Origin of the sequence: Collinsella aerofaciens, assembly GCF_020709435.1 — a bacterium.
GTDB lineage: Bacteria > Actinomycetota > Coriobacteriia > Coriobacteriales > Coriobacteriaceae > Collinsella > Collinsella aerofaciens_AU.
In genome coordinates this window covers 41,641-61,917 of record NZ_JAJFDP010000006.1, presented here as the reverse complement: position 1 = coordinate 61,917, position 20,277 = coordinate 41,641, and the positions used below count along the sequence as shown (strand labels likewise).

The 20,277-nt window shown below is 60.3% G+C and carries 20 protein-coding genes and 1 tRNA gene; 1 reads left to right on the top strand and 20 read right to left on the bottom strand.

Features of this window, described 5'->3' with window-relative positions:
* Positions 1-17: 17 nt before the first annotated feature.
* The 7 genes from LK493_RS05305 to LK493_RS05275 all read right to left on the bottom strand — a co-directional run bounded on the left by LK493_RS05305 (position 18) and on the right by LK493_RS05275 (position 8,562).
* Positions 18-94: transfer RNA gene (locus tag LK493_RS05305), tRNA-Glu, on the bottom strand.
* 127 nt (positions 95-221) lie between these two features.
* A complete protein-coding gene (locus LK493_RS05300; RefSeq protein ID WP_035138209.1) occupies positions 222-1,616 on the bottom strand; it encodes a CCA tRNA nucleotidyltransferase in 1,395 nt (464 codons plus the stop codon).
* 164 nt (positions 1,617-1,780) lie between these two features.
* Positions 1,781-2,713: a 1-phosphofructokinase family hexose kinase gene (locus LK493_RS05295; protein ID WP_227790362.1), complete on the bottom strand. Its 933-nt coding sequence runs from the start codon at positions 2,711-2,713 to the stop codon at positions 1,781-1,783.
* A 189-nt stretch (positions 2,714-2,902) separates the two neighbouring features.
* The gene (locus LK493_RS05290) at positions 2,903-3,835 is read right to left on the bottom strand and encodes a 1-phosphofructokinase family hexose kinase (protein WP_006233969.1); all 933 of its coding nucleotides are present in this window, start codon (positions 3,833-3,835) and stop codon (positions 2,903-2,905) included.
* A gap of 74 nt (positions 3,836-3,909) precedes the next feature.
* Entirely contained in the window at positions 3,910-5,613 is a 1,704-nt protein-coding gene (gene ptsP, locus LK493_RS05285) for a phosphoenolpyruvate--protein phosphotransferase (RefSeq protein WP_035138206.1), read from the bottom strand.
* A gap of 133 nt (positions 5,614-5,746) precedes the next feature.
* A complete protein-coding gene (locus LK493_RS05280) occupies positions 5,747-6,010 on the bottom strand; it encodes an HPr family phosphocarrier protein (protein ID WP_022094575.1) in 264 nt (87 codons plus the stop codon).
* 548 nt (positions 6,011-6,558) lie between these two features.
* Entirely contained in the window at positions 6,559-8,562 is a 2,004-nt protein-coding gene (locus LK493_RS05275) for a fructose-specific PTS transporter subunit EIIC (protein WP_227790361.1), read from the bottom strand.
* Between the two features lie 272 nt (positions 8,563-8,834).
* Here LK493_RS05275 and LK493_RS05270 point away from each other — a divergent pair, with 272 nt between their 5' ends.
* Positions 8,835-9,692 (top strand): MurR/RpiR family transcriptional regulator, encoded by an 858-nt coding sequence (locus LK493_RS05270; RefSeq protein WP_035138402.1) that lies wholly within the window; start codon positions 8,835-8,837, stop codon positions 9,690-9,692.
* Between the two features lie 59 nt (positions 9,693-9,751).
* Here the strand turns inward: LK493_RS05270 and recN are convergent, their stop codons facing one another.
* The 13 genes from recN to ruvX form a co-directional block, all read right to left on the bottom strand.
* Positions 9,752-11,380: a DNA repair protein RecN gene (gene recN / locus LK493_RS05265; RefSeq protein ID WP_227790360.1), complete on the bottom strand. Its 1,629-nt coding sequence runs from the start codon at positions 11,378-11,380 to the stop codon at positions 9,752-9,754.
* Positions 11,370-12,230, bottom strand: a complete 861-nt coding sequence (locus LK493_RS05260) for an NAD(+)/NADH kinase (RefSeq protein ID WP_035138200.1) — start codon at positions 12,228-12,230, stop codon at positions 11,370-11,372. The genes recN and LK493_RS05260 overlap by 11 nt, the downstream gene beginning before the upstream one ends.
* Positions 12,227-13,030: a TlyA family RNA methyltransferase gene (locus LK493_RS05255; protein WP_227790400.1), complete on the bottom strand. Its 804-nt coding sequence runs from the start codon at positions 13,028-13,030 to the stop codon at positions 12,227-12,229. The genes LK493_RS05260 and LK493_RS05255 overlap by 4 nt, the downstream gene beginning before the upstream one ends.
* Before the next feature lie 35 nt (positions 13,031-13,065).
* Entirely contained in the window at positions 13,066-13,305 is a 240-nt protein-coding gene (locus LK493_RS05250; protein WP_006233978.1) for an exodeoxyribonuclease VII small subunit, read from the bottom strand.
* Positions 13,306-13,307: 2 nt separating this feature from the next.
* Entirely contained in the window at positions 13,308-13,892 is a 585-nt protein-coding gene (gene nusB, locus LK493_RS05245) for a transcription antitermination factor NusB (RefSeq protein ID WP_227790359.1), read from the bottom strand.
* Between the two features lie 3 nt (positions 13,893-13,895).
* A complete protein-coding gene (locus LK493_RS05240; RefSeq protein WP_006233982.1) occupies positions 13,896-14,258 on the bottom strand; it encodes an Asp23/Gls24 family envelope stress response protein in 363 nt (120 codons plus the stop codon).
* A 24-nt stretch (positions 14,259-14,282) separates the two neighbouring features.
* On the bottom strand, positions 14,283-14,846 hold the full coding sequence (gene efp, locus LK493_RS05235) for an elongation factor P (RefSeq protein WP_117806186.1): 564 nt from the start codon (positions 14,844-14,846) through the stop codon (positions 14,283-14,285).
* Between the two features lie 159 nt (positions 14,847-15,005).
* The gene (locus LK493_RS05230; protein ID WP_117769618.1) at positions 15,006-16,136 is read right to left on the bottom strand and encodes a M24 family metallopeptidase; all 1,131 of its coding nucleotides are present in this window, start codon (positions 16,134-16,136) and stop codon (positions 15,006-15,008) included.
* A gap of 132 nt (positions 16,137-16,268) precedes the next feature.
* The gene (locus LK493_RS05225; protein ID WP_215692875.1) at positions 16,269-17,378 is read right to left on the bottom strand and encodes a hypothetical protein; all 1,110 of its coding nucleotides are present in this window, start codon (positions 17,376-17,378) and stop codon (positions 16,269-16,271) included.
* Positions 17,375-17,908 (bottom strand): shikimate kinase, encoded by a 534-nt coding sequence (locus tag LK493_RS05220; protein WP_006233986.1) that lies wholly within the window; start codon positions 17,906-17,908, stop codon positions 17,375-17,377. The genes LK493_RS05225 and LK493_RS05220 overlap by 4 nt, the downstream gene beginning before the upstream one ends.
* A gap of 8 nt (positions 17,909-17,916) precedes the next feature.
* Positions 17,917-18,414: a YqeG family HAD IIIA-type phosphatase gene (locus tag LK493_RS05215; RefSeq protein WP_227790358.1), complete on the bottom strand. Its 498-nt coding sequence runs from the start codon at positions 18,412-18,414 to the stop codon at positions 17,917-17,919.
* 1 nt (position 18,415) lies between these two features.
* Positions 18,416-19,849, bottom strand: a complete 1,434-nt coding sequence (gene mltG / locus LK493_RS05210; RefSeq protein ID WP_227790357.1) for an endolytic transglycosylase MltG — start codon at positions 19,847-19,849, stop codon at positions 18,416-18,418.
* Positions 19,842-20,270, bottom strand: a complete 429-nt coding sequence (gene ruvX, locus LK493_RS05205; RefSeq protein WP_227790356.1) for a Holliday junction resolvase RuvX — start codon at positions 20,268-20,270, stop codon at positions 19,842-19,844. Before ruvX ends, mltG begins: the two co-directional genes overlap by 8 nt.
* Positions 20,271-20,277 lie beyond the last annotated feature (7 nt).

Below are 20,277 nucleotides of genomic sequence, written 5' to 3'. Positions count from 1 at the left end.
TCCGGGTATCAGATGCGTGGTAGCCCGTACCAGATTCGAACTGGTGATCTCCGCCTTGAGAGGGCGGCGTCCTAAACCGCTAGACGAACGGGCCACATGACATCTGCACTGCCGTGCTGCGAGGAAATATATTACGGGACAAAAAACGTCAGCGCAAGAAGAAATTCCAAATTGCCGAAAAATTGTCGGCAGGTTATGGAATACGCAGGTAAACTTGGTAGCTAATTCAAGTTGAGATGAACCAAAAGAGCTTCGCGCTCGTTGGGAATATCGTCTTCGATCACGGCGTCGAGGGCGGAGTTGAGAAGCTGACCCAGTTCCGGCCCGGGCTTGACTCCGGCACGGATCAGGTCGCCGCCGTTGATGGCGAGCATCTTGAGCGTATAGGGCTCCCCTGCCTTCAGCAGCTCGTGCGCCAGCGCGCGCATCTCCTCAATCGTCTCAACATAATAGAAGCACGAGGGGGCCTTGCCAAGTGTGTCGGCACGCTTAAGGTCCATGAGCTCGTCAATCAGGCGGGCCGTGTCGACGCCCTCACCCGAAAGCGCGCGCATCATATTGAGCAGGCAGGAGCGCTCGGGGCGCAGCGGCTTGTCATGGTATTTGATGAGCAGGCACACGTCGCGCACCAAGTCGTGCGAGAGGGCCAGGCGATCCATAATGACGCGCGCCTTCTTGGCGCCGAGCTCGGGATGACCGTAGAAGTGTCCGCTGCCGGCGTGATCGACCGTGAAGCACTCGGGCTTGGACACATCGTGCAAAAACGCCGCCCACATAAGGCTCGACGAGGGCGCGACGCCGTCACACAGCGCGAGCTCCCCCGCCACCGTCAGCACACGGGCGATATGCACGTAGACGTTAAACGCATGATAGACACTGCGCTGATCAAACCCGCGACCCGCTGCCAACTCGGGCACGGCGGCGCAGATGAGCTCGGGATAGCGGAGCATCGCGTCTCCCCCATGACCGGTCGAAAGAATGCCCTCGAGCTCAATACCCACACGCTCACGCGCCACGGCTTCGAGCAGCGGCGCGCACTCGGCAAGCGCACGCTTGGTCTCGGGCTCAATCATAAAGTCCAGACGGCAGGCAAAGCGCACCGCACGCAGCATGCGCAGGGCGTCCTCGTTAAAGCGACGCTTGGGATCGCCGACAGCGCGAATCAGCTTGCGCTCCAAGTCACCCTGGCCATCGTAGCGGTCGACAAGCCCGCGCTCGGGATGCCAGGCCATGGCATTGACGGTAAAGTCGCGGCGCGCCAGATCGTCCTCGAGCGAGGCGGCACGCTCCACACTCTGGGGATGGCGACCATCGGTGTAAAAGCCATCCAGACGGTACGTGGTGACCTCGATACGCTCGCCATCGGAAATAGCCGTGATTCCGCCAAATTTAATGCCCGACTCCACAACCGCGATGCCGGCGGCCTCGAGCGCCGCTTTGGACTCCTGCCACAGGCCGCTACAGCACATATCAACATCGTGGCTGGGGTACCCCATCAGGGCGTCGCGCACCCAACCGCCCACGTACCAAGCCTCAAGACCAGCCGCCTCAAGCGCGCGCAGGACGCGCAGGGACGCATCGGACGGTTGAGTACCGTTGAGCGAAACATTGCACATGCCTATGGCCTCCTGCGACTATCAAATTGGCTATCGATTGCGTCTGCAAGAAGTCTAGCAAGAAACAGCCTCCACTGCACACGCAAGTCCGATAAACAAAAACGCATCCGTCCTAGTCTAAGACGGATGCGAAATAATCAAACTATTCAGACAAGGTGCCGGAACTAGCAGACCTGGCGAACCTCGATGTGCTTCTTATATTCGTCCACCTTGGCAAAATCACCCAGACCGGGGCACTCGACCACGTTGGCGCCGGTAGCCATCGAAAGGCGCAGGGCGTCCTCGACGCGCTCGGGGGCGTCGTGCCACACGGACAGGAAGGCAGCGAGCGAGGAATCGCCGGCGCACACCGTCGACAGCAGCTTGACGTCGAAGGTGCGGTTGGCAAACCAGATGTGCTCGCCGTTAGAGAAGTACGCACCAGCGCCGCCAAGAGTCAGCAGCACATTCTTGGCGCCCTTGGCGTGCAGCTCGGCCATCGCGCCCTTGACGGACTCGTCGTCGCCACCGCTCACCTTAATGCCAAAGATATCGAGCAGCTCGTCGTCGTTGGGCTTAATCAGCAGCGGCTCCATGGCAATGAGGTCTGCCAGCTGATGGCTCGAGATATCGAGGACGAACTCGGCCCCCTTGGCCTTGACGCGGCGCAGGACCTCGGCCAAGAAGCCCTCGGAAGTGTTGGGAGGCAGCGAGCCGCTGATGACCAGGCAGGTCATGTCATCAAGCGAATCGATGAGCTCAAACATCTCCTGCTCGTTGGCCTCGTTGATGGCGGCACCGGCGTTGACCATGTTGTACTCGGTGTCGGGTCCGGCATTGAGGAACACATTGACGCGCGTGATGCCGTCGGTCCAAACGGGCTTGACGGGCACGCCCAGGGCCTCGGCGCCCTTAACGATAAACTCGCCCGAGAAGCCGGCGAAAAAGCCCAGGATCGTGGTGTCGACACCGTAGTGATCGAGGGTGAACGAGACGTTGAGACCCTTGCCGTTGGGCGTGTAGACGGCGTTACGGGTACGCGTGACGGTGTTGGCAGCAAGGCCGTCGCAGGAGATGTTGTAGTCAATGGCGGGATTTGCAGTGAGCGTGTAAATCATGAATGTTCCTTTCACGAAGTAACGTGTTGGTGAAAGTATATTCCACCCATCGGTAAAAGGCTAGGACAACTCGGTGAACGGTGTGGAAGCGATGAAGTACGGCAGAACATCTCTCTCCAATGACGGAACAAAAAAGGCGCCCCAGCCGAAACCGGGGCGCCGCATGCGCACGAATATGTCGCGTTTCGATTACTGACGATCGAGCTTGCGGACAGCAACGCGCTTGCTGTACTCGTCGACGTGACCGAAGTCGCCGATGCCGACGGACTCGGCAACGTTGGCGCCGGTGGCCATAGCGAGCTTCATGGCCTCCTCGACGTTGTCGCGATCCCTGTACCACTTGTGCAGGAACGCAGCGAGGGTGCAGTCGCCAGCGCAGACGGAAGAAACCAGCTTGATGTTGAACTCACGCTTGGCGTACCAGATGTCCTCGCCGTTGGAGAAGTAAGCGTCGCCGCGGCTACCACGGGTGAGCAGCACGTTCTGAACGCCAGCGTCGTGAGCCATCTTCATAGCAACGCGAACCTCGTCGTCGGTGTCGACCGGCACGCCGAAGATGGCCTTCATCTCGTGATGGTTCGGCTTGATGAGCAGCGGCTTCTTGTGAGCGAGCTCCTTGAGCTTGTCGGAGGACAGGTCCAGGACGACGTCGGCGCCACGAGCCTGAGCGTGCTCCATGACCTGAGCCAGGAAGTCGGGCGTAGCTTTGGGAGGCACGGAGCCGGAAACGATCAGGCACTCGAGATCGCCCGCGGTGTCCAGGATGTTATAGAGCTCCTCCTGGTGCTGCGGCGTGATCGGAGCACCAGGGTTCAGGATGCCGTACTCGTGCTGGCCATCGTTGACGTAGGTGTTAATGCGCGTGATACCGTCGGTCCAGACCGGGCGGCAGAGGCAACCCAGGTTCATGACCTCCTCGACGATGAACTTGCCCGTGAAGCCGGCGAAGAAGCCGAGCGCGACGGTGTCGACGCCCATCTTCTTAAAGGCGAAGGACACGTCGAGGCCCTTGCCGTTAGCCGTGTAGCTGGCCGAACCGGTGCGGACGTTCTCGTCGGGCTCGAGCGGAGAGCTCGAAACCGTCATGTCGACAGCCGGGTTAGCGGTTAGCGTGTAGAACATTTACAGTACCCCCTGTATATGTGAGGGCCGCGTGGCCGACCCATTCCAACCACGCGGTTACCTCTGATACCAAATTAGCGAGCTGCGGACTCGAGCAGTGCCTTGACCTCGGCGGCGGTGTTGCAGGCGAGCGCCTTCTCGGCGAGCTCGTCGCACTCGGCCTTGGTCCACTGGCTGATGGTCTTACGGGCGCGCAGGATCGACGGAGCACTCATCGAGAACTCCTCCAGGCCCCAGCTGATCAGCAGCGGCTCGAGCAGCGGATCGGCAGCGGCCTCGCCGCACATACCGACCATGATGCCGGCCTTCACGCCGCTCTCGATGATGTTCTTGAGCGAGCGGAGCACGGCGGGATAGTAAACCTGGTACAGGTTGGAGATGGTGTCGTTGCCACGGTCGGCGCACATGGTGTAGCCGATCAGGTCGTTGGTGCCGATGGAGAAGAAGTCGGCGACCTCGGCAAGACGGTCTGCGAGCAGCGAAGCGGCAGGCGTCTCAACCATGATGCCGACCTCGATGTTCTCGTTGAACTTGCGACCCTCTTCAGTCAGCTCGGCCTTGCACTGCTCGACAAGCTCCTTGACAGCCAAGACCTCCTCGACGCAAGTGACGAGCGGGATCATGATCTTTACGTCACCGAAGGCGCTAGCGCGCAGCAGAGCGCGGAGCTGGACCTTGTACTGGTCGGGATTGGCCAGGCAGTAACGCACGGCGCGGAAGCCCATGAAGGGGTTATCTTCCTTGACCATGTGCAGATACGGAATCTCCTTGTCGCCACCCACATCGAGCGTGCGGATGATGACCGGAGCGCCCTTGAGCGCGCTTGCGACCTTACGGTAGGCGTTGAACTGCTCCTCCTCGGAAGGAAGCTCGGCAGAGTCCATGAACAGGAACTCGGAGCGGAACAGACCGATGGCCTCGGCATCGTGATCGAGCGCGTTGGGCACGTCATCAGGGTTACCGATGTTGCAGGCGATGATCTTCTTGATGCCATCGGCAGTCACGGACGGCTTGCCACGGAAGGCCTCGAGGGCTGCCTTCTCGGCAGCGAAGGCCTCGGCCTTGGCGGTGTAGGCGGCGAGCGTCTCCTCGTCGGGATCGGCCTCGACGATACCCTTGCCACCGTCGACGACAACGGTCATACCGTTGCGCAGCGCGGTGCAGCTATTGGAAACCGAAAGGACAGCCGGGATCTCAAGGGCGCGCGCAATAATCGCGGAGTGCGACGTGCGGCCACCGGTCTCGGTGACGATACCGGCAACGTGGGCCTTATCGATCGTGGCGGTCATGGACGGCGTGAGGTCGTGCACGACAACGACAGTGTTCTCGGGCAGGACGGAGAGGTCGACGACCTCCTTGCCCAGCAGCTCGGCCAGAATACCGGTGCGGATGTCGGCGATGTCGGCCGCGCGCAGACGGAACATCTCGTCGTCCATGGACAGGAACATGTTCTCGAACATGGTCGAGGTGTCCATGAGCGCCTGCTCGGCGCAGGTACCACCGTCAATGGCGGCGTTGATGGCGTCGGTCATACCCGGATCCTGAGCCAGGACAATATGTCCGCTCATGATCTCGGCCTCGGCCTCGCCCACCGTCTCCTTCATGTGGTCGGCCTGAGCCTGGGTCTTCTCGCAGAAGACCGAAAGAGCGGACTGATAGCGCTCCTTCTCTGCTGCCGAATCAGCAACCTCGTGCGGCTCAAACGTCAAGTCGGGATCGACGGCGACCATGACGGTGCCGATACCGATGCCCTCGGAAGCGTTGACTCCCTGATACATTCCCATTCCTCTCTCCGTGTCATGTGATAAAGCGTTTTGCCATATCCATGACAAAAGAGCGCAGCTACCTTACAACAGGTCACTGCGCCCCCAAATATGAACTTAGTTGTTCAACATGCGACCCGTTTGAGTTCTACTCGCCAAGACCGCTCTTGATGAGCTCGATGGCAGCAGCCAGAGCCTCGGCCTCGTCAGCGCCGTCGCACTTGACCTCGACCTCGGTACCGCAGGGGATACCAGCAGCCATGAGGGCCATCGGGGACTTGCCGTTGACCTCCTTCTCGGGGGTGACGACCGTCACGTCACAGGCGTACTTGCCCATGGTGGAGGCGAACAGACCAGCCGGACGCATGTGCAGACCCTGAGGATTAACGAGGGTAGCCTTCTCAGAAACCATAATTGACTCCTTTTTGTGTTTAACCCCTGTCATGCATGTGGCAGGAGTCAGATTCACGACGTTCTTTATATTAACTCACATCAAACGGTTTTTCATTATGTTTCAGACGAATTATTGGACAGATGTGTTTGTCGTCCGCTTGCTCGCCCACAGGGGCCCGTGCGCGGCCTGTGAGATTTCCTGCTCTACAGTCCTGCTCGCACGAAGAGCACATTAAGTGCTCTTCGGCTCGTGCGGAACTCGCGATAAATCTCACAGGCCGCGCACGGGCCCCTGTGGGCGAGCAAGCTGCGGAAACTCGGTCGGTCCAGAGCAATATCGTGCAAACGGAAATCTGGCTGATGATCTGTTCGCGACAAAGACTCGATAGGTAGCCCCCTCTATGCCCTTTTGTAAGTTGCGGTGAAATAGGGACTGCATTTGGAGTTGAATCGTTTAAACAGTCCCTATTTCACCGCAACTTATGGGAGGGATAGAAAAAAGGCGGAGGCCCTGGGGAGGGACTCCGCCTTATATACAGGGGGCGATGTTATTCGCGGGCTGGGGGATTAGACCAGGCGGGCGTTGATCGTCTTGGCGATCTCGGCGGCGTCGGTGGAACCCTTGACGGTGGCACGGAAGTCCTCGTCCATGAGCGCCTCGGCGACCTTGGACAGGATCTTGAGGTGCGTGGTGCCAGCCTGGGCACCCGGGATGAGCAGGGCGATAGCCACGTTAACGGGAGCGCCGTCCATGGTGTCCCAACCGGTCACGCCGGACTCGTCCTTAACGACGATGACGGCAGCCTCGGTAATGGCGTCGGACTTGGCATGCGGGATGGCGAAGCCCTCCATCATGCCCGTGGTGCCCTCGGCCTCGCGAGCCAGGAAGGCGTTCATCACGGCGTCGGCGTCGCTGGCGATACCTGCCTTGACGGCCTGGTTGGAAACGAAGCTCAGAGCCTCGTCACGAGAAGCGAAGTCCTCGGCGACAAAGACATTCTCGACCTTCACGAAGTCGGCAGCCTCGGCCTTGGGGGCCTCGACGGCAGCGGCCTTGGGGGCCTCAACGGGCTTGGCTACAGGAGCGGCCTTCTGATTCTTCTCGAAGTCGTACTTCTTGAAGGCCACGAACAGGATGCCACCGACCACAGCGCCGATGAGGATCGCGAGGACCCACAGCGGACCGTTCTCGACAACAGGCAGGACCAGGAAGCCGCCGTGAGGCGCCGGATCGTGAACGTTGAAGAAGATGGTCAAGATGGAAGCGATGGAAGAACCGAGCATCATGATGGGCATGACGGGCCAGATGTTCTTGGTCATGAACGGAATGGCGCCCTCGGTGATGTGGGTGCAACCAAGGATGAGGTTGACGATACCGGCGTCATGATCCTCCTGGCTGAAGTACTTCTTGCCGACAACGACGGCGAAGGTGGTGATCAGCGGCGGAACGATGCAAGCGGCGGAGACGGCAGCCATGAAGTTGGTGCCGAAGTTGTAGGTCTCGGTGCCGACGCCAGCTTCGAGAGCGGTACCGAGCAGGAAGGTGCCAGTAGCGTAAGCAGCCTTGTTGACCGGGCCGCCCATATCAAAGGCGCACATGCAGCCGATGGCCAGGCCAAGGATCACCGGACCGGAGTTACCGAGGCTCTGCAGGAAATCCATCATGCCCTGGTTAATGGCAGCCATGGGGCCGGAAATACCGAGCATGACCAGGCCGACGATGGCGGTAGAGCACAGCGGATACAGGAAGATTGCCTTCAGGCCATTAAGGCTCGCGGGAATTTTAGAGAAAGCCTTCTCGAGCAGCAGGATGACATAGCCAGCGAGGAAGCCGCCGACGATGCCGCCCAGGAAGCCGAAGCCCACACCCGAGCCTCCAGCGTCGATCATGCCGGTATCGGCGTTGATGGGAAGACCCTGGATGGCAATCATACCGGCAACAAAGCCGGGGACGAGCGCCGGGCGCTTGCCGATGGACTCGGCGATGTAAGCGGAGAGCACCGGAACCATGAGGTTCATGGCGATACCGCCGATAATCTTGAGCATCGCGGCAAAGCTGTTGTAGTCGGCAGCCGTCGAATCAAAGGACGTGATGCCCCACAGGAACGAAATGGCGGTCAGAACACCACCGGCAACGACGAAGACCAGCATGTGGCTGACGCCGTTCATCAGGTGCTTGTAGATGACATGACCGATGGACTCCTTCTCCTCGACCTCGTCCTCGACATCGGCGGCAGCGGCAACCGTGTCGTCGCCCTTGGCGGCGAGCGCGCGGTCGATCAGCTTACCAGCAGTCTCGACAGACAAGGCCTTGGAAACACCAACGGAAACCATGGGCTTACCGGCGAAACGCTCAGCCTGGACATCCTTATCGGCTGCGACGACGACGGCCTTGGCACCGGCGATCTCGCTCTTGGTGAGCTCGTTCTCGACACCGACCTGGCCATGAGTCTCGACCTTAATGGTCAGACCGCGCTCGGCAGCTGCCTTCTCCAGCGCCTCCTTCGCCATGAAGGTGTGCGCAATGCCGGTCGGGCAACCGGTCGCGGCGATGATGTCAAACTTAGCCATGTGTCCCTCCTTCTTGAGTACAGCGCCCGCGGGCGCTCCCCTACACGCGCTTCGATGCGCGTTTTTCCACAACTGAAAGATACCAACCTACCGTCCGCGTGAGAAGAGACAAGGCGCAATTCTCCGGTGAAAGGTTCTTTCATAACCGTAAACGGCAAGTGAAAGTTTACCATCAACACTTGAAACGGCAAGGTGTATCTTGTAATTGAAAATGCCCGTATACTATGGCATTGCAAATCAAGTTAGATTTTCATGCCAACCAGGAGCCATCCATGACCGATAGTAGCAAAAGCGCACTTTCCCTCATTAGTACCCACCAGGGATACAGCGAGTCCGAGCAGCGCATTGTCGACTATATATTGGAGCACCAGTCCGAGGCGCCACGCCTCACGGCGGCTCAGCTCTCGCGCGCTGCCGCCACGTCCGAGGCGACCGTTTCGCGTTTCTGCCGCAAGCTGGGCTTTGGCAGCTTCCGCAGCTTTCAGTTTTCGTTGGCGCGCGACTTAGAGAGTCAGCGCAACGAGGGCCTGACCGACGAGGTCTCGCTCGACAACATGGAGCAGAGCCTTAAAAATATCCTCGCCGCCAAGGTGAGTGAGCTTAATGCGACCATCGACGGCATTGATCACGACACGTTGGCCGCAGTTGTACACGCGCTTAAGAATGCCGGCGTTATTGAGTTTGCGGCCGTAGGCAACACCAACGCCGTCGCGCTCGACGCGACGTTCAAGTTCTCGCAGCTGGGCCTTCGTTGCATGGCAAGCACCATCAGCGAGACCTCGATTGGTTTTGCGCTCACGCTGCGCCCCGGTGACGTTATCGTGCTGATCTCAAACTCCGGCAAGTCGCGCCGTCTGAATCGCATGGCAAAAGCGGCTCGCGACTGCGGCGCAACCGTAGTCGTCATCAGCAGCGACAGCAAATCCCCGCTCGCGCGCCTGGCAGACTACACCTTTAATACCGTCAACCACGAAGCACTACTGACAACGGGCGACTTCGCGTTCTCCAAGATGAGCGCCACGATGATCATCGAGGTCATCTACAACTTCCTGCTGCCCGAAATCGAAGACGCCCGCGAGCATATCAGCTACTACGAAGAGCTCATCCAGCCGGATAAGGTTGTGGAGTAAAACGCGTAGTGGGACAAAAATTTCAGTCTATTTTGTCCCACCAACACCGCTGATACGACCTAACCTCGAGCTTCTTCGAGCATCTGCTTTGCGTGCGCCAGGCTAGCCTCGGACTGATCGCCGCTCAACATGCGGGCGATCTCGGCGGTACGCGCTTCGCCGGTTACCTCGTCCAAATGCGTCTGGGGAACATCGCCTGGTTCCTTGCTGACAACATAATGCTTGTCGGCCATGACGGCGACCTGCGCCAAGTGGGTTACGACAATCACCTGATGCGTAGAGGCGAGATCTGCCAGCACGCCCGCGAGTGCACGCGCCGTGGAGCCACCGACACCGGCATCGACCTCGTCAAACACCAGCGTATCGACACCGTCCGCGTTACCGAGGACAACCTTGCTTGCAAGCATGACGCGGCTGAGCTCGCCGCCCGACGCAATGCGGCGCAGGGGACGTGGCGTCAAGCCGGCACCGCTGCGGTATAGCAGCTCGTAGCTCGAAGGACCAACGGGCGTCCACTCAGCACGGGGAAGATCGCGCGACTCCCAGACGAGCTCGGCACTACCCATCTCCAAGCGCGCCATCTGGCGGCCAACCTCGTGGCAGAAGCGCGGGGCCGCCGTATTGCGTGCGCGCTTAAGTGCCTTGGCAGCGGCAAACAACTCGCGCTCGGCGCTCCCGAGTGCCTCACGCGCCTTTTTGATCTGCTCATCGCCATCATCGACCAGGGACAGCAGCTCTTGCGAGCGATCGCGCATGGCAAAAACATCGTCCATGGTGGGACCCCACTGACGCAACAGGCCCTTGAGGTCGGAATATCGCTCACGCATGCGTGCGAGCTCGCGCGGGTCGAAGGCGACGCCATCGCGATAGGTACGAAGCTCGTTCGCGCAATCCTCAAGGGAGATACAGGCATCCGAAAGCGCATCGGCAATGTCGCCCAGTTTGCGATCGACGGTAGCCATTCGGGAAAGTTCTGCCACGGCGCTGTTCACGGCGTCGAGCGCTCCCCCTTCGGAGGCAAGCGATGCATGGGCATCGTTAGCTATGGCAACCAGTACCTCGGCATGTTCGGAGCGCGGCAGCAGTTCCTCGAGTTCCTCATACTCGCCCGGTTTGGGGTCGACCTCGCCGATGCGCTCGAGCGCAAAGCGCGCTTCCTCGACGCGACTCCCCCGCGCACGTGAGGCCTCCTCGACGCGACGGACCTCCTTGGCAGCCGCGCGCGAGGCTTTAAAGCAAGCACGGTAGTGCTCGAGCGCCTCGAGCGCAGAGCGTCCCGCCCAGGCATCGACCATCGCAACGTGATGCGCCGGATCGAGCAAGCGCTGGTGCTCGTGCTGGCCGCACAGATCCATCATCACGCCGACGCGCTCCGAAAGCTCGCGCACACTGGCAATGCGACCGTCAATCTTCACGCGGCTGCGGCCCTCGGCAGAAAGGCTGCGCTGTACGGTGAACCCCTCCGTGTCGTGCGGCCCGTCGAAGAGTCGCGCCTCGACGCTCGCCAGTGCCTCGCCCTCGCGCACCGTCGACGAATCCGCACGCTCGCCCAAAATTAGCTTGAGGGCCGAGAGCAGCGCGGTCTTGCCGGCGCCAGTCTCGCCAGTCAGGACAGTCAGGCCGGCACTCGGCACCAGCGTCGCCTCGCGAATGAGTGCAATGTTATAAACCTGCAGCTCATCGATCATGACGGACTCCGTAGAAAACGCGGCTCACCGAGTTATAGAAGCTCTCGGGGCCGTAATCCAGCAGCAACACATCTCCGGGCCCGCGGCGCACCGCCACGCTCTCAACGGTGCCATCGCAGGTAATAAACTGTCCATCGATAGCGATCGCCGGAACGCTCGGGCGATCATCGGACATAAAGATTTCGACGACATCACTCGGCGAGGTCAAAAAGGCACGAGCCTGAATGGTGTGCGGCGCAATGGGTACGCAGACCATGCCCGTATAGTCGGGGCTCACGATGGGGCCACCGGCACTGAGCGCGTAACCCGTAGAACCAGTCGCCGTGGACACGACCACGCCGTCGCCACGCAGACGGTCGATATGATGGCCGGACACCGTGATGTCGAACTCGACCATATCGGACAGCGGACCGCGGGTAAGCGCCATGTCGTTGAGGGCGAAGGTGCGCACGACATCCTTCGTACCGTCTTCGCGCACGGACACGATATCCGCGGCGATGGTAGCGCGACGGCTCACATGCAGCTCGCCGGACAGGGCGTCGCTCACGACTTGCAGAATGTCGCGCTCCTCGGGGCTCGCAGCAGTTAAAAAGCCCAGGTGACCATAGGAAAGACCGAGGATAGGAATCTCGCGATGGTTGAGGATGCGGGCAGCGCGCAGCAACGTACCGTCGCCGCCGAGCGTAATGACCAAATCGGAGCCATCAATATCAGGCGTGCTCTGAATCTTGGATCGCTGGTCGGCAGCCCATGCGACCTCATAGCCCTGGCGCGTCAGCCAAAGCTCGAGCATCAGGCCGCTCTCGACCGCCTCTTGCTTGTAGTAATTGGGAACCAGAAAGACCTTCATAGCGTTGCAGCTTTCTCGCTCAAAACCGATACCTGGGATTGCAGCTCGTCTTGCGAGCGGTCGCCGGGTTCAAATCTCGTGCCGTACACGAAAAACTCAACGTTGCCCTTGGCACCATGAATGGGTGACACGCACACATCGACCGGGAACAGGCCCTTGGCAGCAAAGAGTTCAACCGCCGCCACGAGTGTATCGCGGCGCACGGCGGGATCGGTCACAATGCCGCCCTCGCCCACCAGCGCCGCCGGAGCCTCAAACTGCGGCTTTACGAGCGTGCAGAATGCACCCGTAGGAGCCAGGCACGCCAGCACCGCATCGATAATGTTCGCGATGCTGGTAAACGAGACATCACACACAGCCAGGTCGATGGCGCCGGAATAGCCAAGCTCAGGCAGCTGCGTCACGTTTGTGCGCTCAAGCAGCGTCACGCGATCGTCCTGACGCAACGACCAATCGAACTGGGCGCGACCCACGTCCACCGAGACAACGGTCGCAGCTCCGCGCTTGAGCAGGCAATCGGTAAAACCGCCGGTAGAGCAGCCCACATCCAGACAGGCAAGACCCGTCGGATTGATGCCAAACGCATCAAGCGCGCCTTCGAGCTTAAGACCGCCGCGGCCAACATAGGGAATGCGCCCCTTCACGTGCAGCGGCAGCCCCGGGATCACCTTAAGGCCCGGCGAAGTCAAGCGCTCACCGCCACTCGAGACCAAGCCGGCCATAAGAGTGCGAAGGGCATCCGCGCGATCGGCGCAGATGCCCTGTGAAATCAGTTCGTCATCAAGACGCACGCGTTTCATGAATGCCATCAACCATTCGTATCCGGAGATGCGGCCTAGCTATCCTGGGATTCGTTTGCCGCATCCTCATCGTATTCCTGCTCGAGCTTGTCGGCCTCACGCGGCGTCAGCTCAAACTTATCGACCATGTCGACCGCGCGGGAGCCCAGCTCAATCGCCTCGTCAAACAGATCGAGTGAACGCTCCAAGGAGGTATCCTTGGAGCGAACGGTAGCGATGATCTGATCCAGACGGTCCGAGATCTCATCAAAGTTACGGACAGAACCCTCTGGCATGACTACTCCTCGACGGAGTCGGTGTCAGCCTCGGCGGCGTCCGCATCCTCGGCCAGCACGCCAGCCTCAGCCTGGGCAACCGCAACCTTGGCGGCAGCCTCGGCAGCCTGTGCCTCCTCGCGAGCGCGATCTTCGGCCAGCAGCTCTTGGTACAGGTCCTCGCCCGGCAGCTCCTCGCTGCGAGCGATCTTGCCCAGCACGCCGTTGACGAACGAAGCGGACTGGTCGGTGCCATAGGCCTTGGCAAGCTCGACTGCCTCGTTGATCACGATGGCGTCCGAAACCTCCTCGTCGGTGAGGAAACGCATCTCGTAAACGGCGATACGCAGCAGATTGCGGTCGGCGCCGGGCATGCGCATAAGATCCCAGTTCTTGGCAACGGCGCGCAGGGCACAGTCGATGCGATCGATATGCTCGTAGGCACCACGGCAAAGCTCGAGCGCATAGGGGTCGAGGGGGCCCTTCGAGATCAGGAAATCACCCTCGAGGACGCGCTCGAGCGGGCTGTCCGTGGCCTCGGCCTGGAACAGCAGCTGCAGCGCCTGACTGCGGGCAAGCGTACGCCCGCGATAAACCTTAAGGCTCAAAGGTTACTCCTTGGGGAAAACGAGGCCGTCGATGCAAACGTCAACGCGCTCGACCTCAACGCCAACCTGGGCATCGATGGCGGCGACCACGGCAGCGCGAACGGCCTCGGCGAGTTTCTTGAACGGATAGCCAAAGAACACCACGACGCGCACGGTGAGTGCGAGCTTGTCGCCGACGACCTCGGCCTCGACCGCCGGCTCAGAAGCCGGGGCCTTGGACGAGAGCATCATGGAGACAAGGTTGGTGGCAAGGTCCTTGACGCCAACGGAGGCGATGCCCTCGACATCGGACACGGCGCGCGAGACGATGGCGGTCAGAACATCGGGCGAAATGCCGATGCCGTCAATCTTGATTTCCTGGGGCATGAGTCCTCCTAGAAGAGTTGGTTGCTAGACGCGGGAGACGAACTTGCCGTCGCGGGTGTCAACCTTGATGACCTCGCCCTCGTTGAGGTACATGGGGACCTGGATGACAGCGCCGGTGTCGATCGTGGCCGGCTTGGTGGAACCCTGGACGGTGTCGCCCTTAAAGCCCGGGTCGGTCTGGACGATGGTGGTCTCGATGAACATCGGCGGGGTCACGCCCATGAGCTCATCGTCGGCGAAGAGCAGCTGGCAGATGTCGTTCTCGCGCAGCCACTTGGAGTTCTCGCCCACCATGTCCTCGGGAACGGGAACCTGCTCATAGGTCTCATTGTCCATGAAGATGTAGTCGGCGCCATCGTTGTAGAGGTACTGGAACTCACGGGTGGTGAGCATAACGCTCTCGAACTTGGTGCCAGCGTTGCAGGTGTTCTCGACGACGCGGCCGCTCTTGATGTCGCGGGTCTTGTAGCGCACAAACGCGCCGCCCTTGCCCGGCTTGACATGCTGGAACTCGACGATGGTGTAGACCTTGTCCTTGATGCGGAGACCGAGGCCGTTCTTGAAGTCGGCGGTAGAAATGGTAGGCATAGCGACCTTTCTTGTTATGGGCAGAACGCACAAGCGTCCAAATTACATACGACCGAAATTATACACTTGCTGACGGCGCCTGCAGCGAGCGCATAAAAAGAGAACGCGGGGCGTCCGAATCGATCCGGACGCCCCGCCCCAAAAATCTATCGAAATGGGCTAGCAATCGATGACGTGCAGGTCGTGCGGGGTCTTGGTGAAGGGCTCGTAGCCGTTCTCGGTGACCACGCCGTAGTCCTCCAGACGCACGCCGCCCACACCGGGCAGATACACGCCGGGCTCCATGGTGATAACCGAGCCGACCTCGATGGTGTTCTTGCTGCGGTTGAAGTTGGGCAGCTCATGGATGTCGATGCCCACGCCGTGACCCAGACCATGGTTGTAATAATCGCCATAGCCGGCATCGCCGATAATCTTCTTGGAAAGCTTGAAAATGTCGTTGCCCTCGACGCCCGGATGGATGGCAGCGACGCACTCCTCGTGCGTACGGCGCACGAGCGCGTACAGGTCGAGCTGCTCCTGGGTAGGCTCGCCCATCACGACAGTGCGTGTCATGTCGGAGCGATAATCGCAGTAGCCCGCGCCGTAATCCATGAGGACAAAGTCGCCCTTCTCGATCACGCGGTCGCTCGGGACGGCATGCGGGTTGGCGGTGTTGGGGCCGCTCGCCACGATGGAGCCGAAGGCAAGGCTGTCAGCACCGTTGGCGAACATAAAGTTCTCGAGCTCGTTGCGAACCTGCTTCTCGGTCATGCCGGGCTTAATAAAGCCGAGCATATGCTGGAAGGCGGCATCGGTGATCGACTGCGCGTGGCGCATGAGCTCGATCTCCTCGGCGTCCTTGATGGCGCGCATCTTGCGGATGTCGTCATGCATCAGCGGCAACATGCAGGCGACGGAACGATCCTCCAGACCACGCTGAATACCCTGGTAGAAGTTGATCTGCATGTCGTCCTCGACAGCGCAGACGCGGCACTTGTTGGCCGCGATCTTGCCGGCGACCCAACCGGGGATGGTGCCCTCGTCCATGTCGTAGACCCAGGGGCTGCCGGCGGGCGTGTTCTCCTCAAAGCTGTTGAGGTAGCGCGAGTCGGTATGGAACAGGCACTGGTCGGCCGTAATAAACGCCGCGTGCGGGAACTCGAAGGTGTAGTCGAAGACGCCCTTCACGCCCGTGAGCCAACGAAGATTGGCCTCGTCGCGTACCACGATAGCGTCATAGCCGCGCTCGACCATCAGGGCACGGACACGTTCGATACGACCGGCAGGACCGGCAGCAAACTCAGACATGCAGATTCCTTTCTTATTGTCTCTATAAAGACGGAACGGGTCTCAACCGAACGACGGAATCGCATGCGATCCGCAACCGATTGAAAACCCGCCCCTCAACATGATACGAAAGACGATGGATGTCAATAAATCTTAGAGAAGTTCTTTGCGAGAAGCCAAGTAGGCGTGAACATGGCGCTCAAGAACCTCGTCCTCAACGCTCGTTAAACGAATGGCGCCGAGTGCCGCGGGCAGCGGCAACATACTGCGGTTCGAGCGGGCGAACTGCTGCCTGCGGAACTCCTCGATAAACGCGGTGGGCTCCAGGTCGAAGGCAAGTTCCTCGATGCCAAAGTCCTCCAGGCAGTCATCGACCTCAAAGACGTAATCGATATCAAAGTCGCAGGCATCATGTGCTAGGCGCACCTCAAAGCGCATGCCCTCGGATAACAGCTGGTAGGCAGGGACCTGCGAAGCGGCATCGCCCAAGCAGGCGCGCAGGGTACACTCCCCCGTCTTGCCAAAATCGAGCGCATGGCGAGCGCTCGGGTTTGTGGCCATCAGTACGTCCTTACGGGCAGTCTGAGACCATTGAACGGCATTGACGAGCGCAACCTCCTCGCCCGCGAGAATCTCGGGGACGGTCTCAGTAAACTGATTCCAGCGGGACTTACTGCTCGAAAGCATGGTGCCAACAAGCACCACAAAGCCGAGCTTGAGGTCCTCGGGGTCCGCCTCACGAACAAGGTCGAGGTCACACACGACCAAGCCCGGTTCGGGACGGAACGCGATAGCGGGAAGCGCATTGGCCGACGAGGCGACGAGCGGCTTCATGGTCGTCGCGACCGTGAGCATGGCGTCGAAGGTCGTCGGCAACAGCGCGCACTCGGTTCGGCCGCACCACTGGTTGGCGCACCAGCTAACAACCGAGCAGGTTGCGGCATCGCCAACGGCGACAACCAGATCGTCGCAGGTAACGCCGTTGGCAGACAAGGCACCAAAGACGGTATCGGCATCGGCCAGCGTAGCACCGGCAGGCGAAACCTCAAGGACTAGCAGCGACACGGCAAAACCGGCGTCGACCAGCGCATGCTCGACAACCTCGCCATAGCGCTCAGATGTGGCGTCGTTCCAAACGACCATCGCGCGCTTAGGCTTGCCCACGGCCGAGGCAAACATACGCGACAGTTCATCGAACGCACCCAATCCGACACGGACATCGACGCTGCGGTTTTGGAAATTGATCAGTTGACGGCGAATCATAGCAGCCCACGCTCCAAAAGCATCTCGGCACAAAGGTAGGAAACGTCCTCGAAGGACTTGTTGCGAATATCAAGGGTAAGGTCGGCAGCCTGGCGATACAGCGGACGGCGATGCTCAAACAGGCGCGCGGCATGCTCAGGCGAGCGGAAATCGGGGCGCGTGTCGGACCGACGAATCTGGCGAATCGAATCCTCGAAGTCGCCCTCGAGGTACACGCACGTACCCATTTCGTGCATCAGCTCAATATTCACCGGTGTCTCGACGATACCGCCCCCGCACGAAACCAACAGGCTGCGCTCACTTTGGAGCGAACGGAGCGCCGAGGTCTCGAGCTCGCGAAAACGATCCTCGCCCTCGGTCTCAAAAATCTCGGTTACCGACTTGCCGCAACGGCGCACGACCAGGCGGTCGGTATCGATAAAACGCCGCTTGAACATGGTGCCGACGTTGCGCGCGAGCGTCGACTTGCCCGCGCCCAAAAAGCCGATAAAGAAGATATGGTCGCAGCCGTGTTTGGTGTGCTGGGACATAGCGAGACCTATTCCTCGCAGGGAAGGTCGCGCAGGGCCCGGCGCTCAAAGATACGGAAGATCTGCGTATACCACAGGTCCTGCGTCGCCTGCGGCTTTACCAGGATGGTATCGACGCCGGCGAAATTACCGCTCCACACGTCAGTGTAGAGCTGATCACCGATCAGCACCGCCTCGTCGACCGTGGCGCCGAGGCGCTTAAGACCCGCCTTGAGGGCAAACGGCGCCGGCTTCATGGCGTGGCTGATGGCCTCGAGTCCCAGCTCGCGTGCAGAGCTCATGACCTGGTCGCGATGCCAGTTGTTGGACACCATGCACAGCTTAAAACCCTTGGCGCGGGCGGCGTCGAGCCAAGCGGAAACCGCGGTGGGAACCTGCTCGGTGTCGCGCGGCACGAGGGTGTTATCGCGATCGAGCAGAATGGCGCGTTTACCGTCGGCCCACAGGGTATCAAGGTCGATGCGATCGACCGAGGCAACGTATCGTTTGGGGCTAAAAATCCTCATGCTAATTCCAAGACTGTTGATGCTCTTCGTAGGTTTGCGAGAAGTACTCCTCGTCCTGCGTAATGTAGAAATACAGGTCATCGGAGTCGGTCGGCTCAAGCGTGGCCTTGAGTGCCTCGAGCGACGGAGAGCAGATGGGCGTGGGCGGCAGACCCTCATGCTTATAGGTGTTATACGGACTATCGCTCTGCAGGTCGTCGGCGGTAACCTCGCCACCGGTGACATACATCATAGTCGCATCGCTATTGAGATAGCGCAGACCGTCGAGCTTGCCGGCAAGGCGGTTGTAGAACACCGATGCCACATGCGCGCGCTGATCGGCATTGAGACCCTCGCGCTCGACGATGGAGGCAAGGTTGACGATGTCGTAGTCGGACATCTCCACACCGTAGCGTTCCTTGATCTTGGCTTCGCAGCTCGCAAAGTCAAGCGACTTGTACTCGGTCTTAAACTGATCGAGCATAGCGCGAATCACGTCATCGGCCGTCGGCGAATCGCCCAGCGAATAGGTCTTGGGGAACAAGAAACCCTCGAGCGAATCGTTGGCGGCGCCCTTAAGGAAGCTATAGTCGTCCACGTAGTTGGAGGCCTTGGCCTGGTTGAGGAAGTCTTCCTTAGAGATGCTGTCGTAGGCCTGGGCCACACGGTCGGCGACTTGATCGACCGTCAGGCCCTCAGGGATAGTCAGCGTATTGGAGCCCGCGTTGGGGCCTTCCATGAGCTGCTGAACAACCTTGGTCGCATCCATGAGTGTGGTGAACGAATAATCACCAGGCTTGAGCGACATATCGGCGTTGAGCTTTTTCACCGCCGCATAGTAATCCTTGGGATTTTCGACGATATGGTTCTCGGAGAGAATCGAGGCGATCGTATCGCCCGAAGCACCATCGGGAATGGTCACCGTAACCTGCTGACCAGCCGTAACCTTCGTATCCTCACCGGCAAAGAAACCCTTGACGGCCGGCACGACAAAGAAAGCGATCGCAGCAAACGCGAGCACCGCCACCACAACGCCGATGATCATGGGAACCGGAGAACTCTTCTTTTGAGCACCGCGACGAGCATGCGTGTTGTAACTCGAGCGGGTCGCCGGAGCAACGCCATGCGAACCGCGAGCGTGATGCGAATGCGATTGAGGGGCCTGAGTTCGCTGGGTAGGTGCCTGCTGCTTAAAGCGGGTACCGCCTGCAGGCTGGGCCGTACGAACAGTGGGCTGCTGAGCCGCGTGAGAAGCCGAATGCTGAACCGAACGAGCAGAAGGCTGCTGACCTGTCCGTTGAACAGGTTGGGCCGAATGAGAGAAGGACTGCGCCGGGGGCGCGGCAGGCTGAGCAGCACGCTGCGTCGGCTGTGCCGGACGCTGGCCAGGCTGGGCAGGGCGCGACGCCGGCTGCCGTGTACGATTCTGCTGGCGCGGATCGGAAGCACTAGGCATGCGAAACCTCCTCGTTTTTACGATCGAGCCACGTCTGCAAAAACAGGCTGGCGGCAATCATGTCGACCTTGCCCCTCATCTGCTTTTCGTTGAGGCCCTGCTCGCGCAGGATACGCTTGGCCTCTTGCGAAGACAGACGCTCGTCCTCAAACTCCAGCGGAAGATCGAGCTCGTCGGCAATCTTTTGCGCCACGGCGGCAACGCGCTCGGCCTGGGGACCAGGCTCACCGGCCATGGTCAGGGGACGTCCGCTTACCAGGATGTCGGGCTCATAGTCCTCGACCAGGTAGCGGAACGTCTTGGCCATACCGGTGACCTCTGCAGCCGGGAGCACCTTGACGGGCATCGCCATCTTGCCATCACGGCTCGAGACGGCGATGCCGATCCTGGTCTCCCCTATGTCCAGCGCAAGCGCGACCACAGCGACT

Coding starts and splice junctions, on each gene's coding strand:
- LK493_RS05300 (WP_035138209.1), bottom strand. CDS start 1,616: ATGTGCAATGTTTCGCTCAACGGTACTCAACCGTCCGATGCGTCCCTG.
- LK493_RS05295 (WP_227790362.1), bottom strand. CDS start 2,713: ATGATTTACACGCTCACTGCAAATCCCGCCATTGACTACAACATCTCC.
- LK493_RS05290 (WP_006233969.1), bottom strand. CDS start 3,835: ATGTTCTACACGCTAACCGCTAACCCGGCTGTCGACATGACGGTTTCG.
- ptsP (WP_035138206.1), bottom strand. CDS start 5,613: ATGTATCAGGGAGTCAACGCTTCCGAGGGCATCGGTATCGGCACCGTC.
- LK493_RS05280 (WP_022094575.1), bottom strand. CDS start 6,010: ATGGTTTCTGAGAAGGCTACCCTCGTTAATCCTCAGGGTCTGCACATG.
- LK493_RS05275 (WP_227790361.1), bottom strand. CDS start 8,562: ATGGCTAAGTTTGACATCATCGCCGCGACCGGTTGCCCGACCGGCATT.
- LK493_RS05270 (WP_035138402.1), top strand. CDS start 8,835: ATGACCGATAGTAGCAAAAGCGCACTTTCCCTCATTAGTACCCACCAG.
- recN (WP_227790360.1), bottom strand. CDS start 11,380: ATGATCGATGAGCTGCAGGTTTATAACATTGCACTCATTCGCGAGGCG.
- LK493_RS05260 (WP_035138200.1), bottom strand. CDS start 12,230: ATGAAGGTCTTTCTGGTTCCCAATTACTACAAGCAAGAGGCGGTCGAG.
- LK493_RS05255 (WP_227790400.1), bottom strand. CDS start 13,030: ATGAAACGCGTGCGTCTTGATGACGAACTGATTTCACAGGGCATCTGC.
- LK493_RS05250 (WP_006233978.1), bottom strand. CDS start 13,305: ATGCCAGAGGGTTCTGTCCGTAACTTTGATGAGATCTCGGACCGTCTG.
- LK493_RS05240 (WP_006233982.1), bottom strand. CDS start 14,258: ATGCCCCAGGAAATCAAGATTGACGGCATCGGCATTTCGCCCGATGTT.
- efp (WP_117806186.1), bottom strand. CDS start 14,846: ATGCCTACCATTTCTACCGCCGACTTCAAGAACGGCCTCGGTCTCCGC.
- LK493_RS05230 (WP_117769618.1), bottom strand. CDS start 16,136: ATGTCTGAGTTTGCTGCCGGTCCTGCCGGTCGTATCGAACGTGTCCGT.
- LK493_RS05225 (WP_215692875.1), bottom strand. CDS start 17,378: ATGATTCGCCGTCAACTGATCAATTTCCAAAACCGCAGCGTCGATGTC.
- LK493_RS05220 (WP_006233986.1), bottom strand. CDS start 17,908: ATGTCCCAGCACACCAAACACGGCTGCGACCATATCTTCTTTATCGGC.
- LK493_RS05215 (WP_227790358.1), bottom strand. CDS start 18,414: ATGAGGATTTTTAGCCCCAAACGATACGTTGCCTCGGTCGATCGCATC.
- mltG (WP_227790357.1), bottom strand. CDS start 19,849: ATGCCTAGTGCTTCCGATCCGCGCCAGCAGAATCGTACACGGCAGCCG.